The organism is Streptomyces sp. NPDC059142 (genome assembly GCF_042755665.1).
Taxonomy (GTDB): domain Bacteria; phylum Actinomycetota; class Actinomycetes; order Streptomycetales; family Streptomycetaceae; genus Streptomyces.
On the sequence record NZ_JBHZDA010000001.1, the window covers coordinates 240,664 to 255,993 of the forward strand.

Here is a 15,330-nt window from a genome sequence, read left to right on the forward strand (position 1 = left end):
GACGACCGACCCTAGGTGGTCCGCCGCCCCAGATGCCAGGGCTCCACGACACCGAGCCCGCGCACCGGCCGCTGCCACATCGGCTGGAGGCCGAAGCGGTACGCGGGCGGCACCGCGCCCTCCTTCTCGGCCTGCGCCGCCGCCTCCGCCGCCTCGGTCTCCGAGGCAGGGGCGTCTCCCGTACGGATCAGCTCCTCGGCGAACGCGCCGTCGACCAGGACGGTGTCCTTCGGCGCTATCGACGTCAGCCGGCTCGCGAGGTTCACCGTCGTGCCGAAGACGTCGCCCATCCGCGTGGTGACCGTGCCGAACGCGATGCCGACGCGCAGCGCGGGCATCGTCTCGTCGTGCGTCATGGTCTCTATCAGCCGCAGGGCGATCTCCGCGGCCGTACCGGCGTCGTCCGCCGCGTACAGCACCTCGTCGCCGAGGGTCTTGATCAGCCGGCCGCCGTGCGCGGCCACGAGGTCGGCGGAGGTGGTCTCGAACGCCTCGACCAGCTCGCCCAGCTCCTCCTCCTCCAGCCGTCTGGTCAGCCGGGTGAAGCCGACGAGGTCCGCGAAGCCCACGGCGAGCCGCCGGTCGACCATCTCGTCGTCGTCCGCGGCCTGCACCACGCGCCCGGTCGCCGCGGCGAGCTGGCGCCGCCACACGTAGACGAGGAACTCCTCCAGCTCCGGCAGGAGCAGCTCGATCAGGGGGTACGTGACCTCGGTGCGGGTCATCCCCGGCTCGGGGGGCTCCGTCAGCCCCTCCAGGAAGGAGTCGATCTGCCACTCGGCCAACCGGGCGGTGGTCTGCCCCGTGGACCGGGCGACCTGGATGGCCATCGGCTCGCTCAGCAGCCCGGCCTCGACCAGACCGGAGAGCCGTCGCAGCGCGAGCACGTCCGCCTCGGTGAGCGCCTTGGCCTGGCCGATGTCGGCGAAGCCCATGGCGCGCCAGAAGCGGGAGGCGAGGTCCATCGAGACCCCGGCCGTACGGGCCGCCTGGAAGGGGGTGTAGCGGCGCTCCGCGCCGAGGATGAGCTGTTCGAGGCGGATCGCGAGGGGGTCGTCGGTCGGCTCGGCCGTGTGATCGACGACATGGTGCGGGGCCGGGTGGCCCGAGGGGTCCGGCGGCGGTGTGTCGGCGCCGGAAGCCGAATCATCGACGGTCACCAGCCGCCTCCTGCCCGTTCCCTGCGCACTGCCCTGCCGATCTGTCGTGGACCGCCTCAACGATACGGCAGATGTGCGCTGGCTCACGTCCATGGGTGGGTATGGGACGGTCCGTCCTGAGGTACGGACGGGCGCGTACGGAGCACGCCGTACCGCCCGTGACCGCCCCCGTGCCGCGACCGGACGGGTCCGGGCCGCGACCGCCCCGCCGTGCCACCGTCCTGTGCCGGGCGCTCCGTGCCCCCGTCGGATGCCCCCGTACGCGTGCCCGGTGCCCGCCCGGACGGCCTATGCCCCCCGTACGTGCACGATGTCGCCCGCGCCCACCGGGTGCCGCCCGCCGTCGTCCGTGGCGACGACCAGCCGGCCGTCGCCGTCCACCGCCACCGCCTCGCCGACCAGCTCACGGCCGCCGGGCAGCTCCGCCCGCACCCGCCGCCCCAGCGTGGCGCAGCCGGCCGTGTACGCCTCCTGGAGCCGGGAGGCGGCCGGGTCGCCGCCGGCCTCCCGCCACTGGCCGTACCACCGCTCCAGGGAGCGCAGTACGGCGCGCAGCAGCGTGTCCCGGTCCAGGGAGACGGCGTTCGCCAGCGCCAGCGACCCGGCCGTCGGTACGGGCAGTTCGGCGGCGCGCAGCGAGACGTTGAGGCCGACGCCCACCACGACCGCGTCGTCACCTGCCTGTCGGATCCGCTCGGCGAGGATGCCGCCCGCCTTGCGCTCCTCGCCGTCCACCGTGACCAGCAGGTCGTTCGGCCACTTCAGGGCGGTGTCCACGCCCGCCGCCCTGGACAGTGCGGTCGCGACGGCGACCCCGGTCAGCAGTGGCAGCCAGCCCAGCCGCTCGGCCGGGACGCCGGGGCCCGGCCTGAGCAGGACGGAGAAGAAGATCCCGGAGCGCGCGGGCGCCGACCAGCGCCGGTCGAGCCGCCCGCGTCCCGCCGTCTGCTCCTCGGCGACCAGCACCGCGCCCTCCGGCGCGCCGTCCGCCGCCCGCGCCGCCAGATCGGTGTTGGTGGAGCCGGTCGCCTCGACCACGTCGAGCGAGGTCCACAGCCCGCCGGGGAGGATCAGGCCGCGGCGCAGCGCGCGCAGGCCGAGCGGCGGCCGTTCGAGGTCGGTCCAGCGGCCGGTGTGATCCCGGCCAGAGGGGTTACCGGGATGGTCATGGGACTCCGTCATGCAAGCCACCCTAGGTGTGGCAAACGCCGCACTGCCGAACGGTATCCGCGCCGATACGCTACGGATCAGTAGCATCCGCGCGTTGGCGCACGCCGCATCACACCCGTGACCCGCAGGGAGCCGCAGCCCGATGTCCGAGCCGGAAACAGCCCAGGGAACCTCCGCACGAACCAGCGCTCACACCACCGCGGGCAAGCTCGCGGACCTCCGGCGCCGTATCGACGAAGCCACGCACGCCGGCTCCGCGCGCGCCGTGGAGAAACAGCACGCCAAGGGGAAGCTGACGGCCCGCGAGCGGATCGGCCTCCTGCTCGACGAGGGATCCTTCGTGGAGCTGGACGAGTTCGCCCGGCACCGCTCGACCAACTTCGGCATCGAGGCGAACCGCCCGTACGGGGACGGTGTCGTCACCGGTTACGGCACGGTCGACGGCCGCCCCGTCTGTGTCTACTCGCAGGACTTCACCATCTTCGGCGGCTCGCTCGGCGAGGTGTACGGCGAGAAGATCGTGAAGGTCATGGACTTCGCGATGAAGACCGGCTGCCCGGTCATCGGCATCAACGACGGCGGCGGCGCCCGTATCCAGGAGGGCGTGGTGGCGCTCGGCCTCTTCGCCGAGATCTTCCGCCGCAATGTGCACGCGTCCGGGGTCGTGCCGCAGATCAGTCTGATCGTCGGCCCGTGCGCGGGCGGCGCGGTCTACTCCCCGGCGATCACCGACTTCACGGTGATGGTCGACCGGACGTCGCACATGTTCATCACGGGGCCCGACGTCATCAAGACGGTGACGGGCGAGGACGTCGGCTTCGAGGAGCTGGGCGGCGCCCGTACGCACAACACGACCTCCGGTGTCGCGCACCACATGGCGGGCGACGAGAAGGACGCCGTCGAGTACGTCAAGTCCCTGCTCTCGTACCTCCCGTCGAACAACCTCTCCGAGCCGCCCGCCTTCCCCGAGGAGGCCGTGCTGGAGACGACGGACGAGGACCGCGACCTGGACACGCTGATCCCGGACTCGGCGAACCAGCCGTACGACATGCACACGGCGATCGAGCGGGTGCTGGACGACGGGGAGTTCCTGGAGACGCAGGCGCTCTTCGCGCCCAACATCATCACGGGCTTCGGCCGGGTCGAGGGCTTCCCGGTCGGCATCGTCGCCAACCAGCCGATGCAGTTCGCGGGGTGTCTGGACATCAACGCCTCGGAGAAGGCGGCGCGGTTCGTCAGGACGTGCGACGCGTTCAACGTGCCGGTGCTGACGTTCGTGGACGTCCCCGGCTTCCTGCCCGGCGTCGACCAGGAGTACGGCGGCATCATCCGGCGCGGCGCCAAGCTGATCTACGCGTACGCCGAGGCGACGGTCCCGCTGATCACGGTGATCACCCGCAAGGCGTTCGGGGGCGCGTACGACGTGATGGGCTCCAAGCACCTGGGCGCGGACCTGAACGTCGCCTGGCCGACGGCGCAGATCGCGGTGATGGGCGCGCAGGGCGCGGTGAACATCCTGCACCGCAGGACGATCGCCGCCGCCGGTGACGACGCGGCGCAGGACACCCGGCGCGCCGAGCTGATCGAGGAGTACGAGGACGCGCTGCTCAACCCGTACGTGGCGGCGGAGCGCGGCTACGTGGACGCGGTGATCATGCCGTCGGAGACCCGGACGCACATCGTGAAGGGGCTGCGCCAGCTCCGGACGAAGCGCGCGAGTCTGCCGCCGAAGAAACACGGGAACATCCCCTTGTAGGAGCCTCCGCGCGCATGCGGGAGCCTCTGCACGAACCTCGCACGCGCGACGGAGACGTCGCGACGAAGGAAGGGAACTGACGGTGATCAAGGTCGTCCGGGGCAACCCGACCCGCGAGGAGCTGGCCGCCGCGCTGGCGGTGGTCCAGGCCCGCGCCGCCGCGGTGGAGAGCCCCCCGCCCGGTCCGGCCGAACCGAAGCCCGAGTGGTCCGCGCCGGACCGCATCGCGCGGGGCCGGGCCATGCGTCCCGGTCCGCGCGCGTGGGCCAGGACGTACTGGCCGGGCTGAGCCCCGCCGCCGGGCGGGTGCTCCCCCGTCCGGAGCATGTGTGTGTACGGGCCACGGGTCGGCGTGAGTACACGTACTCAGGCGCCGGAGGCCCGTCCGGCGGAGGATCGGGGACATGCTGTGGTCCGACCCCGAGAACAGGCCCCCCAAGGAGCTCCGCGACGCGCAGTGCATGATGCGCCGCGCGGGGATCCTGCTCGCCCTGGCGATGGTGCTCGCGATGCTCGTACTCGGCCTGCACTGACTCGGCCCGCACCGACTCGCCCGCACCGACTCGGCCTGCGCTGACCGCCGCACGGCCGCGCGCACGCCCGGCCGGGGCGCGCGCGGACACCGGGCGACGGGCGCCCCGGCGCGCTCCGTACGATGACCGGCATGACCGCTCAGCGACGCCGCCTCGTTCTCGCCTCCGCCTCCCCCGCCCGGCTCGGACTGCTCCGGCAGGCGGGACTCGCGCCCGAGGTGATCGTCAGCGGTGTCGACGAGGACGCGCTCTCCGCCCCGACCCCCGCCGAACTGGCGCTCGTCCTCGCCGAGGCCAAGGCCACCACCGTGGCGGCGCTCCCCGAGGCCGCCGGGGCGCTGGTCGTCGGCTGCGACTCGGTGCTCGAACTCGACGGCGAGGCGCTGGGCAAGCCCGCCGACGCCGACGAGGCCACGCTCCGCTGGAAGGCGATGCGCGGCCGTACGGGGATCCTGCGCACCGGCCACTGCGTGATCGACACCACGACCGGCCACCGCGCGGGTGAGACCGCGTCGACCACGGTCCGCTTCGGCACCCCGACCGACGCCGAGATCGCCGCGTACGTCGCCTCCGGCGAACCGCTGCACGTCGCGGGGGCGTTCACGCTCGACGGCCGCTCGGCGCCCTTCGTCGACGCGATCGAAGGCAGCCACGGCAATGTCATCGGCCTGTCGCTGCCGCTGCTGCGGACGCTGCTGCTGGCGCACGGCGTGCGGATCACCGACCTCTGGGTCTGAGCAGCCCCCGGTCCGGGCGGCGTCAGGCGGCCGCCGGGCCCTGTGCGGCGCGCTGCTCCTCGTCCGGCGCCCGCCCGGCGGGCCGGGGCTCGGCCTCGTACGCCACCAGCACCAGCACCACCAGCCCCACGATCACCATCATCACCGCGAAGGCGGTCCACCCCACCAGACCGACCGTCAGCGCGCCCAGCACCGCGTGCACCACCGCGCAGGTGATCAGCACGATCCGCCCGAAGCGGCCGGGCCGCCGGTCCCGTAGCCCCGTACGCGCCAGGACCGCCGCGCACCCGAGGAGATAGGCCGCGAAGACGCCGCCCGTCGCCCATGTCCCGGCGAACATCGCGTCGGTGTCGAGGCCGGCCAGGGACATCTGCTGACGGTCGACCACCGTGGCCAGGACTCCGTTGACGAAGACGATGCCGACCGCCTCCACCACCAGCACGACCGCCGTCAGCCACGCCACCGGTATCCGGGCCACGGCCCCCACCCTCTTCCCCTGTTTTCACCTGTTACCAGCAGTACGTTCGCCATCGCGCACGGTACGCACCGGTGAACCCTGGGACAAGGGCCCGGTCCCAGGCAAAGAATCTTGCCGCCATTCGTAGAGACTCCACAAAGAATCGTGATCGGCGGAGGGACAGTCCGACAGAGAGCTGGACCACATCCGAGCGCTACTGTGCGACGGAGGATCGCGGCGTACCGTGGTGCCACAAGGGATTTCGCTCTTCGGGCGATGATCGGAACACGCTCCGTACGGTGCAGCTCACCAGCGGGGACAGTTCGGCGGCGCGTGTCGGCAGTCCCTAAACTCAGCTTGTCTCAAGGAGGGAGCCATCGTGCGCAAGGTGCTCATCGCCAACCGTGGCGAAATCGCTGTCCGCGTCGCCCGTGCCTGCCGGGATGCCGGAATCGCGAGCGTAGCCGTCTACGCCGACCCGGACCGGGACGCGCTGCACGTCCGTGCCGCGGACGAGGCGTTCGCCCTGGGCGGTGACACCCCGGCGGCCAGCTATCTCGACATGGCCAAGGTGCTCCAGGCGGCGAAGGATTCGGGCGCGGACGCGGTCCACCCCGGTTACGGCTTCCTGTCCGAGAACGCCGAGTTCGCCCAGGCGGTCCTGGACGCGGGCCTGACCTGGATCGGCCCGCCCGCGCAGGCCATCCGCGACCTGGGCGACAAGGTCGCCGCCCGTCATATCGCGCAGCGCGCGGGCGCCCCGCTGGTGGCGGGCACCCCGGACCCGGTCTCCGGCTCCGCCGAGGTCGTCGCCTTCGCCGAGCAGCACGGCCTCCCCATCGCGATCAAGGCGGCCTTCGGCGGCGGCGGGCGTGGCCTCAAGGTCGCCCGTACGCTTGAGGAGATCCCGGAGCTGTACGACTCGGCGGTCCGCGAGGCCGTCGCCGCCTTCGGCCGCGGCGAGTGCTTCGTCGAGCGCTACCTCGACAAGCCCCGGCACGTCGAGACGCAGTGCCTGGCCGACACGCACGGCAACGTGGTCGTCGTCTCGACCCGTGACTGCTCGCTCCAGCGCCGCCACCAGAAGCTGGTGGAGGAGGCCCCCGCGCCCTTCCTGACGCCGGAGCAGAACGCCGAGCTGTACGCGGCGTCCAAGGCGATCCTGAAGGAGGCCGGCTACGTCGGCGCCGGGACCGTCGAGTTCCTGGTCGGCACGGACGGCACGATCTCCTTCCTGGAGGTCAACACCCGGCTCCAGGTGGAGCACCCGGTGACCGAGGAGGTCAGCGGACTCGACCTGGTACGCGAGATGTTCCGCATCGCGGACGGCGAGGAGCTGGGCTACGACGACCCGGCGGTGCGCGGTCACTCCTTCGAGTTCCGGATCAACGGCGAGGACCCGGGCCGCGGGTTCCTCCCCGCCCCCGGTACGGTCACCACCTTCGCCCCGCCGTCGGGCCCCGGCGTCCGGCTGGACGCCGGTGTCGAGTCCGGCTCGGTGATCGGCCCGGCATGGGACTCCCTGCTCGCCAAGCTGATCGTCACCGGCGCCACCCGTGAGCAGGCGCTCCAGCGCGCGGCGCGCGCCCTGGACGAGTTCACCGTCGAGGGCATGGCCACGGCGCTGACCTTCCACCGCAAGGTGGTCACCGACCCGGCGTTCACCTCGGACCCGTTCACGGTCCACACCCGCTGGATCGAGACCGAGTTCGTCAACGACATCCCGCCCTTCGCCGCCGCGGCGGACGCGGACACCGACGAGGAGCCGGGCCGCGAGACCGTGGTGGTCGAGGTCGGCGGCAAGCGTCTCGAAGTCTCGCTCCCGGTCAGCCTGGGCATGTCCCTGGCCCGTACGGGGCTGGCGGCGGGCGCCAAGCCCAAGCGCCGCGCGGCGAAGAAGTCGGCGTCGGCGGCGTCCGGCGACACTCTGGCCTCCCCCATGCAGGGCACCATCGTCAAGGTGGCCGTCGAGGAGGGCCAGGAGGTCAAGGAGGGCGACCTGGTCGTCGTCCTGGAGGCCATGAAGATGGAGCAGCCCCTGAACGCCCATCGTTCGGGCACCGTCAAGGGCCTCGCGGCCGAGGTCGGCGCCTCGCTCACCTCGGGTGCGACCATCTGCGAGATCAAGGACTGACACCCGCGCCCGGACTCCCGGGCACCCGGCGCCCGCGCAGGCCCCGCCCGATCCACGATCCGTTCGAGGATCCGGGCGGGGCCTGCGCCGTAGACTCACCGGGGAGACGGGGTGGCGAACAGGAGGACCGCGCGATGGCGAGCAGTACGGCACACACGCCGCCCCGGCCCATGCGCGCCGACGCGCGCCGCAACTACGAACGGCTGCTCGGCGAGGCCCGCACCAGCTTCGCGCGGCACGGTACGGACACCTCGCTGGAGGACATCGCGCGGCGCGCGGGCGTCGGGATCGGCACGCTCTACCGGCACTTCCCCAACCGGCACGCCCTGCTGAACGCGGTCTTCAAGGAAGCGCTTGCCGACCTGCTCCAGCGCTCCGCGGACCTCGCGGAGTCGGAGAGCCCGTGCCGCGCGCTGACGGAATGGCTGCGCGCCGTGATCACTCATGCGGGTGAGTATCAGGGGCTCTCGCGGGCGCTCATGTCGGCGTCCAACGACGAGAGTTCGGCGCTGTCGGAGTGCAGCGGCCCGATGCGCGAGGCGGGCGCGCGCCTGCTGCTGCGCGCCCAGGAATCCGGGGACGTACGGACGGGCGTCTCGATCAGGGATCTGCTCCAGCTCACGAACGCGATCGCGCTGGCGGCGGAGCAGTCACCGGACGACCCGACCCTGGCGGACCGCCTGCTGACGCTGACGCTGACGGGCCTCAAGGCCCCGTAGGGCCCGGCCCGCCTCCCGCCTCCCACCGCCGCGCGCCCGTCCGGCCGTCGGCTCCGGCACCGGCCGCGGGCACGGGCATGGGCATGGACTTCGACACCGGTTCAGGGCACCGGCCTCGGCTACCGGCGCCGAAGATCCGCCACCCGCGCCCTCTCGCCCGCCTCCTGCGGACCCAAGGGGCCTCCCGCGCCCCGGAGTTGCCCCCCGGGCCCGCCGGAGACGCCAGGTCCCGCGCCGGGCCCCGCCGTATGGGTACGGCGCTGGCCGGGCAGCGGTACGTCGCGGCGGGCCCGGCTGCCCGGTGGCATCGTCTCGCTCCCGACGACGCCGCTCGCGCCGTCCGTACCACCGGCGCCGCAGCCCGCCCCCGTACCGGCGACGGAGACCCGTACGCCCTGGTCGGCGAGTGCCTGGAGCTCCGCCCCCGCACGGTCGTCGTGCGCGGGCGGCTCGTCGGTCACCAGCCGGCTGATGAGATCGGTGGGCACCGTCTGGAACATCGTGTCGGTGCCGAGCTTGGTGTGGTCGGCGAGCACCACGACCTCCGCGGCGGCCTGCACCAGGGCGCGGTCGACGCTCGCCGAGAGCATGTTGGACGTGGACAGCCCGCGCTCGGCGGTCAGTCCGCTCCCGGAGAGGAACGCGCGGGTGACCCGCAGCCCCTGGAGGGACTGCTCGGCCCCGCTGCCGACCAGCGCGTAGTTCGAACCGCGCAGGGTGCCGCCGGTCATGACGACTTCGACGCGGTTGGCGTGGGCGAGGGCCTGGGCCACGAGCAGGGAGTTGGTGACGACGGTCAGACCGGGGATCCGCGCGAGCCGGCGGGCCAGCTCCTGCGTGGTCGTACCGGCGCCGACGACGACGGCCTCGCCCTCTTCGACGAAGCTCGCGGCGAGGTCGGCGATGGCGGTCTTCTCCGCCGTCGCGAGATGGGACTTTTGCGGGAAGCCGGATTCTCGCGTGAAACCACCCGGCAGCACCGCACCGCCGTGCCGGCGGTCGAGGAGTCCTTCTGCCTCCAGCGCCCGCACATCCCGCCGTACGGTCACTTCGGAGGTCTGGACGACGCGGGCGAGCTCACGGAGCGACACGGCCCCGTTGGCGCGCACCATTTCAAGGATCAATTGGCGACGTTCTGCAGCGAACACGAAACTGACAGTAACCCCAATGACCGTCTGCTTTCAGCAGTTTGCGCCGAATAACAGAAGTTGTGCACGAACGAACACGCCTGATGGTATAGAGACTTCATGCCCGCTCGGGCACGCTTCGAAGCCCGTAGAAAGGGCTTACGGGCAGCGCGTGCGCCCGGATGGGCCTGGAGGGGCCCGCGGGACTCCTGGCGGCTCCCGTCGACTGCCGGTACGGACGGGACGGACCGGCGGCTCCTGAGGCGGACGGGGCAGGCGGTACGGAGGGGCGGGCCGTCCGGCGGACGGGAGGCGGCGCACCCCGGCCCCAGGGCCCCGGACCCGCAGGACCCGGACCCGAGGGCGCCGCGCACCGGCACCGGTGCCCGTCGCCCGCCCGGCTCCGCGTCGTCCCTCAGTTCTCCTCGGTCGTCTTCCGCGTGTGCAACTGCCGCGCCACTTCCGCGATCGATCCCGACAGGGACGGATAGACCGTGAACGTGTTGGCGATCTGCTCGACCGTCAGGTTGTTGTCGACGGCGAGCGCGATGGGGTGGATCAGCTCGCTCGCCCGCGGCGAGACGACCACGCCGCCCACCACGATGCCCGTACCGGGACGGGCGAAGATCTTGACGAAGCCGTCCCGGATGCCCTGCATCTTCGCGCGCGGGTTGCGCAGCAGCGGCAGCTTCACGACGCGCGCGTCGATCTTCCCGCCGTCGACGTCCGCCTGGCTGTAGCCGACGGTGGCGATCTCCGGGTCGGTGAAGACGTTCGAGGAGACCGTCTTCAGGTCGAGCGGCGCGACCGCGTCGCCCAGGAAGTGGTACATCGCGATCCGGCCCTGCATGGCCGCTACCGAGGCGAGCGCGAAGATCCCGGTGACGTCGCCCGCCGCGTACACGCCGGGCGCCGAGGTGCGCGAGACCCGGTCGGTCTTGATGTGGCCCGAGTCCTTCACCAGGACCCCGGCCTCCTCCAGACCCATGCCCGCGGTGTTCGGGATCGCGCCCACGGCCATCAGACAGTGCGTACCGGAGATGACCCGGCCGTCGGAGAGGGTCACCTCGACGCGGTCGCCCACCCGCTTGGCGGACTCGGCGCGCGAGCGCGACATGACGTTCATGCCGCGGCGCCGGAAGACGTCCTCCAGCACGGCGGCGGCGTCCGGGTCCTCGCCGGGCAGCACACGGTCGCGGGACGAGACCAGCGTGACCCGCGAGCCCAGCGCCTGGTAGGCACCGGCGAACTCGGCGCCGGTGACGCCGGAGCCGACCACGATCAGCTCCTCGGGCAGCTCGTCGAGGTCGTAGACCTGCGTCCAGTTCAGGATCCGCTCGCCGTCCGGCAGCGCGTCCGGGATCTCGCGCGGGTGGGCGCCCGTGGCGATCAGGACGGCGTCGGCGGTGAGGGACTCCTCCGTGCCGTCGGCCGCGGTCACGACGACCTGGCGCGAGCCGTCCATGGCCTGCCGGCCCGCCAGCCGGCCCCGGCCGCGCATCACGCGGGCCCCCGCGCGGGTGACGGAGGCCGTGATGTCGTGGGACTGGGCGAGCGCGAGCCGCTTCACGCGTCGGTTGACCTTGCCGAGATCGACACCGACGACCCGGGCGGCCTGCTCCGAGGGCGTGTCGTCGGCGACGATGATGCCCAGTTCCTCGTACGAGGAGTCGAAGGTGGTCATCACCTCGGCGGTCGCGATGAGGGTCTTGGACGGTACGCAGTCGGTGAGCACCGACGCGCCGCCGAGTCCGTCGCAGTCGACGACGGTCACCTCGGCGCCGAGCTGGGCGCCGACCAGCGCCGCCTCGTATCCGCCGGGTCCGCCACCGATGATCACGATCCGGGTCACGAAAAAGTCCGCCTCGCGTTGTCAACCCGGCCCGTCTGCCACCCCGGCCGGGGTTCCGGGGGGTGCCCCGGGGGATGCAGTACGTACTCCATTGTCCCGCACGCTTCAAGTAGCTTCGCCCCGGGTCCCTCCATCCGGGCAGGGGGTCCGCCGCGCCGCCTCCCACCTGGGGCGCGTACGGCTCCGGCCCGCGACCGCGCACGCCCCGGGCCGTGCCGGGCTCCGTACGCCGGGCTCACGCGCCCGCCCCGGTCGGACCGGTGCACCGGCGGCCACGGCCACACCTCCCGTACCCTCAATCCCATGTCGCTCTACGCCGCGTACGCCGGCAACCTCGACGCGCGGCTGATGACCCGCCGCGCCCCGCACTCCCCGCTGCGCGGCACCGGCTGGCTCAACGGCTGGCGGCTCACGTTCGGCGGGGAACAGATGGGCTGGGAGGGCGCGCTCGCCACGATCGTGGAGGCGCCCCGTTCACAGGTCTTCGTCGCGCTGTACGACCTGGCACCGATGGACGAGGACTCCATGGACCGCTGGGAAGGCGTGGGGCTCGACATCTACCGGCGGATGCGCGTACGGGTGCACACCCTGGACGGCGAGGAGCCGACCTGGCTGTACGTCCTGAACGGATACGAGGGCGGGCTGCCCTCCGCGCGCTACCTGGGCGAGCTGGCCGACGCGGCGGAGTCGGCGGGCGCCCCGCACGACTACGTGATGGAGCTGCGCAAGCGCCCGTGCTGACGGCCCGCTCCGCGGGGCAGACCCGCGGGGACCGGGGCACCGGACGGCGTCCCGGATCTGCCCCGCGGGACAGATCTACGGGGGAGATCCGGCCGCCCCCACCCCCCCCCCAGCCCAGAAAGAGCCCGGAATCCCCCCACGCCCCCCCCCTACGGGACCAGTCGCCGGAAACAGCAACACAACGATATGGAGACCGTGCCCAATACATCTACGCGCGTAGGGCATGACCGGCTACCCTCATCCGCGTGAACGCATCTGTTATCCCGGCCAACGCCGACGGACCCGCCGACCCTCTTGCCGCCGCCGACGCCGCGGCCGCCCGGCTGCGCGAGCTGACCGGCGCCGAGACCCATGACGTCGCCCTGGTGATGGGTTCCGGCTGGGCACCGGCCGTCGACGCGCTCGGCGCGCCCGAGGCGGAGTTCCCCGTGACCGAACTGCCGGGCTTCCCGCCCCCCGCCGTGGAGGGCCACGGCGGCCGGATCCGCTCGTACCGCATCGCCGAGAAGCGCGCCCTGGTCTTCCTCGGCCGTACGCACTACTACGAAGGCCGCGGCGTCGCCTCGGTCGCGCACGGCGTCCGTACGGCCGTCGCCGCCGGCTGCAAGACGATCGTCCTGACCAACGGCTGCGGCGGCCTGCGCGAGGGCATGCGCCCCGGTCAGCCCGTGCTGATCAGCGACCACATCAACCTGACGGCCGTCTCCCCGATCGTCGGCGCGAACTTCGTGGACCTGACGGACCTGTACTCGCCGCGGCTGCGTGCGCTGTGCAAGGAGATCGACCCGGGTCTTGAGGAGGGCGTGTACGTCCAGTTCACGGGCCCGCACTACGAGACCCCCGCCGAGATCAACATGGTCCGCGCGATGGGCGGCGACCTCGTCGGCATGTCCACCGTCCTGGAGGCCATCGCGGCCCGTGAGGCGGGCGCCGAGGTGCTGGGGATCTCCCTGGTCACCAACCTGGCGGCGGGCATCTCGGGCGCTCCGCTCAACCACGAGGAAGTCCTTCAGGCGGGCCGCGACTCGGCCACGCAGATGGGCGCGCTGCTCGCGCGGGTACTCGACCGCATCTGACCCGACCGCGCCACCCGCCCCACCCGTCCAGGACGCCGAGACGCCACCCGGAAGACCGTCACCCGCAGGAGCAGGCCCATGCACCAGAACGCGCATCAGGACCCCGCCCACCAGGACCTCCTCGTCCGCGCCAAGACCTGGCAGGCCGAGGACCCGGACAGCGAGACCCGTGAGGAACTGGGCGGGCTCATCGAAGCCGCCGACGCCGGGAATCCCGGCGCCCTGGCGGAGCGCTTCGCGGGGACGCTCCAGTTCGGTACGGCCGGGCTCCGCGGCGAGCTGGGCGCCGGGCCGATGCGGATGAACCGCGCCGTGGTCATCCGCGCCGCGGCGGGACTCGCCGCGTATCTGACGGCGCGGGGCGACGGGGACGGCCTGGTGGTCGTCGGGTACGACGCCCGCTACAAGTCCGCGGAGTTCGCCCGGGACACCGTGGCCGTGATGACGGGCGCCGGGCTGCGCGCCGCCGTACTGCCCGGCCCGCTGCCCACCCCTGTGCTGGCCTTCGCCGTACGGCACCTCGAGGCCGTCGCCGGCGTGGAGGTCACGGCGAGCCACAACCCGCCCAGGGACAACGGCTACAAGGTGTACCTCGGCGACGGCTCGCAGATCGTGCCGCCCGCCGACACGGAGATCGCCGCCCGGATCGCCGCGGTGGGCCCGCTGGACACGGTGGCGCGCCCGGACTCCGGCTGGGAGGTCCTCGGCGACGAGATCCTGGCGGCGTATCTGGCCCGTACGGACGCGGTCCTCACGCCCGGCTCCCCGCGCACCGCGCGCGTCGTCCACACGGCGCTGCACGGTGTCGGTACGGAGACGGTGCTCGCGGCCTTCGCCCGTGCGGGCTTCCCCGCGCCCGTCCCCGTACCGGAGCAGGCGGAGCCGGATCCGGCCTTCCCGACGGTCGCGTTCCCCAACCCGGAGGAGCCGGGCGCGATGGACCTGGCCTTCGCCACGGCCCGCCGCGTCGGCCCCGACCTGATCATCGCCAACGACCCGGACGCGGACCGCTGCGCGGTGGCCGTCCCCGACGCGTCGGCCGACGCGGGGTGGCGGATGCTGCGCGGCGACGAGGTCGGCGCGCTGCTGGCCGCGCACCTCGTGACGCGGGGCGTGACCGGGACGTTCGCCGCGTCGATCGTCTCGTCCTCGCTCCTCGGCCGGATCGCCGCGGCGGCGGGGCTCGGATACGAGGAGACGCTGACCGGCTTCAAGTGGATCGCGCGCGCCGAGGGCCTGCGGTACGGGTACGAGGAGGCGCTCGGCTACTGCGTCGACCCCGAGGGCGTACGGGACAAGGACGGCGTCACGGCGGCGCTGCTCGTGGCCGAACTGGCCTCGGAGCTGAAGGAGTCGGGCCGTACGCTCACCGACCTGCTGGACGAGCTGGCCGTGACGCACGGTCTGCACGCCACGGACCAGCTCTCGGTCCGCGTCCAGGACCTCTCCCTGATCGCCGACGCCATGCGCCGGCTGCGCGAGCACCCGCCGGCCGGACTGGCGGGGCTGCGGGTCTCGGCCGCCGAGGACCTGTCGGCCGGCACGGACTCGCTCCCGCCCACGGACGGCCTGCGCTACCACCTGGACGGCGCGTACCGGGCCCGGGTCATCGTCCGCCCGAGCGGCACGGAGCCCAAGCTGAAGTGCTACCTGGAGGCGGTGATCCCGGTCGCCGACGCGTCGGCACTGCCCGAGGCCCGTACGACGGCACAGAACCTGCTGACGACGCTGAAGCGGGACCTGGCGGAGGCGGCGGGCATCTGACGCCCCGCCCCGACGTACAGGAGACGTTCCCGTCGGGCGGCCCGGGCGCGGGCCCCCCCCCCCCCCCCCGCCCCCCGCGGGCCACCCCGCCCCGAACCCCCGCC

14 protein-coding genes are annotated in these 15,330 nt (G+C 72.9%); 9 read left to right on the top strand and 5 right to left on the bottom strand.

Annotated elements, in window-relative coordinates; genetic code table 11:
• Window positions 1-11: 11 nt before the first annotated feature.
• On the bottom strand, window positions 12-1,160 hold the full coding sequence (locus tag ACFXPK_RS01130; protein ID WP_385004060.1) for an adenylate/guanylate cyclase domain-containing protein: 1,149 nt from the start codon (window positions 1,158-1,160) through the stop codon (window positions 12-14).
• 288 nt (window positions 1,161-1,448) lie between these two features.
• Entirely contained in the window at window positions 1,449-2,342 is an 894-nt protein-coding gene (locus ACFXPK_RS01135) for a biotin--[acetyl-CoA-carboxylase] ligase (protein WP_385070221.1), read from the bottom strand.
• 130 nt (window positions 2,343-2,472) lie between these two features.
• Here ACFXPK_RS01135 and ACFXPK_RS01140 point away from each other — a divergent pair, with 130 nt between their 5' ends.
• From ACFXPK_RS01140 to ACFXPK_RS01155, 4 genes are all read left to right on the top strand, one after another.
• Entirely contained in the window at window positions 2,473-4,086 is a 1,614-nt protein-coding gene (locus ACFXPK_RS01140; RefSeq protein WP_385004064.1) for an acyl-CoA carboxylase subunit beta, read from the top strand.
• An 82-nt stretch (window positions 4,087-4,168) separates the two neighbouring features.
• Entirely contained in the window at window positions 4,169-4,375 is a 207-nt protein-coding gene (locus ACFXPK_RS01145; protein ID WP_385004066.1) for an acyl-CoA carboxylase epsilon subunit, read from the top strand.
• A gap of 115 nt (window positions 4,376-4,490) precedes the next feature.
• Window positions 4,491-4,619, top strand: coding sequence for a morphogenic membrane protein MmpB (gene mmpB / locus ACFXPK_RS01150; protein WP_384918978.1), 129 nt, complete (start codon window positions 4,491-4,493; stop codon window positions 4,617-4,619).
• A gap of 122 nt (window positions 4,620-4,741) precedes the next feature.
• Complete coding sequence (locus ACFXPK_RS01155) at window positions 4,742-5,356, top strand: Maf family protein (protein WP_385004068.1); 615 nt, start codon at window positions 4,742-4,744, stop codon at window positions 5,354-5,356.
• 22 nt (window positions 5,357-5,378) lie between these two features.
• On the opposite strand, the gene ACFXPK_RS01160 is transcribed toward ACFXPK_RS01155, so the two are convergent.
• Window positions 5,379-5,843 carry a hypothetical protein gene (locus ACFXPK_RS01160; RefSeq protein WP_385070226.1) on the bottom strand — a complete coding sequence of 155 codons (465 nt, stop codon included), beginning with the start codon at window positions 5,841-5,843 and terminating at the stop codon, window positions 5,379-5,381.
• 349 nt (window positions 5,844-6,192) lie between these two features.
• On the opposite strand from ACFXPK_RS01160, the gene ACFXPK_RS01165 reads away from it, so the two are divergent.
• Window positions 6,193-7,947, top strand: coding sequence for an acetyl/propionyl/methylcrotonyl-CoA carboxylase subunit alpha (locus ACFXPK_RS01165; RefSeq protein WP_385070230.1), 1,755 nt, complete (start codon window positions 6,193-6,195; stop codon window positions 7,945-7,947).
• Between the two features lie 134 nt (window positions 7,948-8,081).
• Window positions 8,082-8,666 (top strand): TetR/AcrR family transcriptional regulator, encoded by a 585-nt coding sequence (locus ACFXPK_RS01170; RefSeq protein ID WP_385004074.1) that lies wholly within the window; start codon window positions 8,082-8,084, stop codon window positions 8,664-8,666.
• A 119-nt stretch (window positions 8,667-8,785) separates the two neighbouring features.
• Here ACFXPK_RS01170 and ACFXPK_RS01175 read toward each other — a convergent pair whose 3' ends face one another.
• Both ACFXPK_RS01175 and ACFXPK_RS01180 read right to left on the bottom strand, forming a co-directional pair.
• On the bottom strand, window positions 8,786-9,814 hold the full coding sequence (locus ACFXPK_RS01175) for a DeoR/GlpR family DNA-binding transcription regulator (protein ID WP_385070234.1): 1,029 nt from the start codon (window positions 9,812-9,814) through the stop codon (window positions 8,786-8,788).
• A gap of 394 nt (window positions 9,815-10,208) precedes the next feature.
• Window positions 10,209-11,645, bottom strand: coding sequence for an NAD(P)H-quinone dehydrogenase (locus ACFXPK_RS01180; protein ID WP_385004078.1), 1,437 nt, complete (start codon window positions 11,643-11,645; stop codon window positions 10,209-10,211).
• 303 nt (window positions 11,646-11,948) lie between these two features.
• On the opposite strand from ACFXPK_RS01180, the gene ACFXPK_RS01185 reads away from it, so the two are divergent.
• From ACFXPK_RS01185 to ACFXPK_RS01195, 3 genes are all read left to right on the top strand, one after another.
• Complete coding sequence (locus ACFXPK_RS01185; RefSeq protein WP_329828899.1) at window positions 11,949-12,386, top strand: gamma-glutamylcyclotransferase; 438 nt, start codon at window positions 11,949-11,951, stop codon at window positions 12,384-12,386.
• 245 nt (window positions 12,387-12,631) lie between these two features.
• Entirely contained in the window at window positions 12,632-13,462 is an 831-nt protein-coding gene (locus tag ACFXPK_RS01190) for a purine-nucleoside phosphorylase (RefSeq protein ID WP_385070237.1), read from the top strand.
• Between the two features lie 78 nt (window positions 13,463-13,540).
• The gene (locus ACFXPK_RS01195; protein ID WP_385070239.1) at window positions 13,541-15,226 is read left to right on the top strand and encodes a phospho-sugar mutase; all 1,686 of its coding nucleotides are present in this window, start codon (window positions 13,541-13,543) and stop codon (window positions 15,224-15,226) included.
• Window positions 15,227-15,330 lie beyond the last annotated feature (104 nt).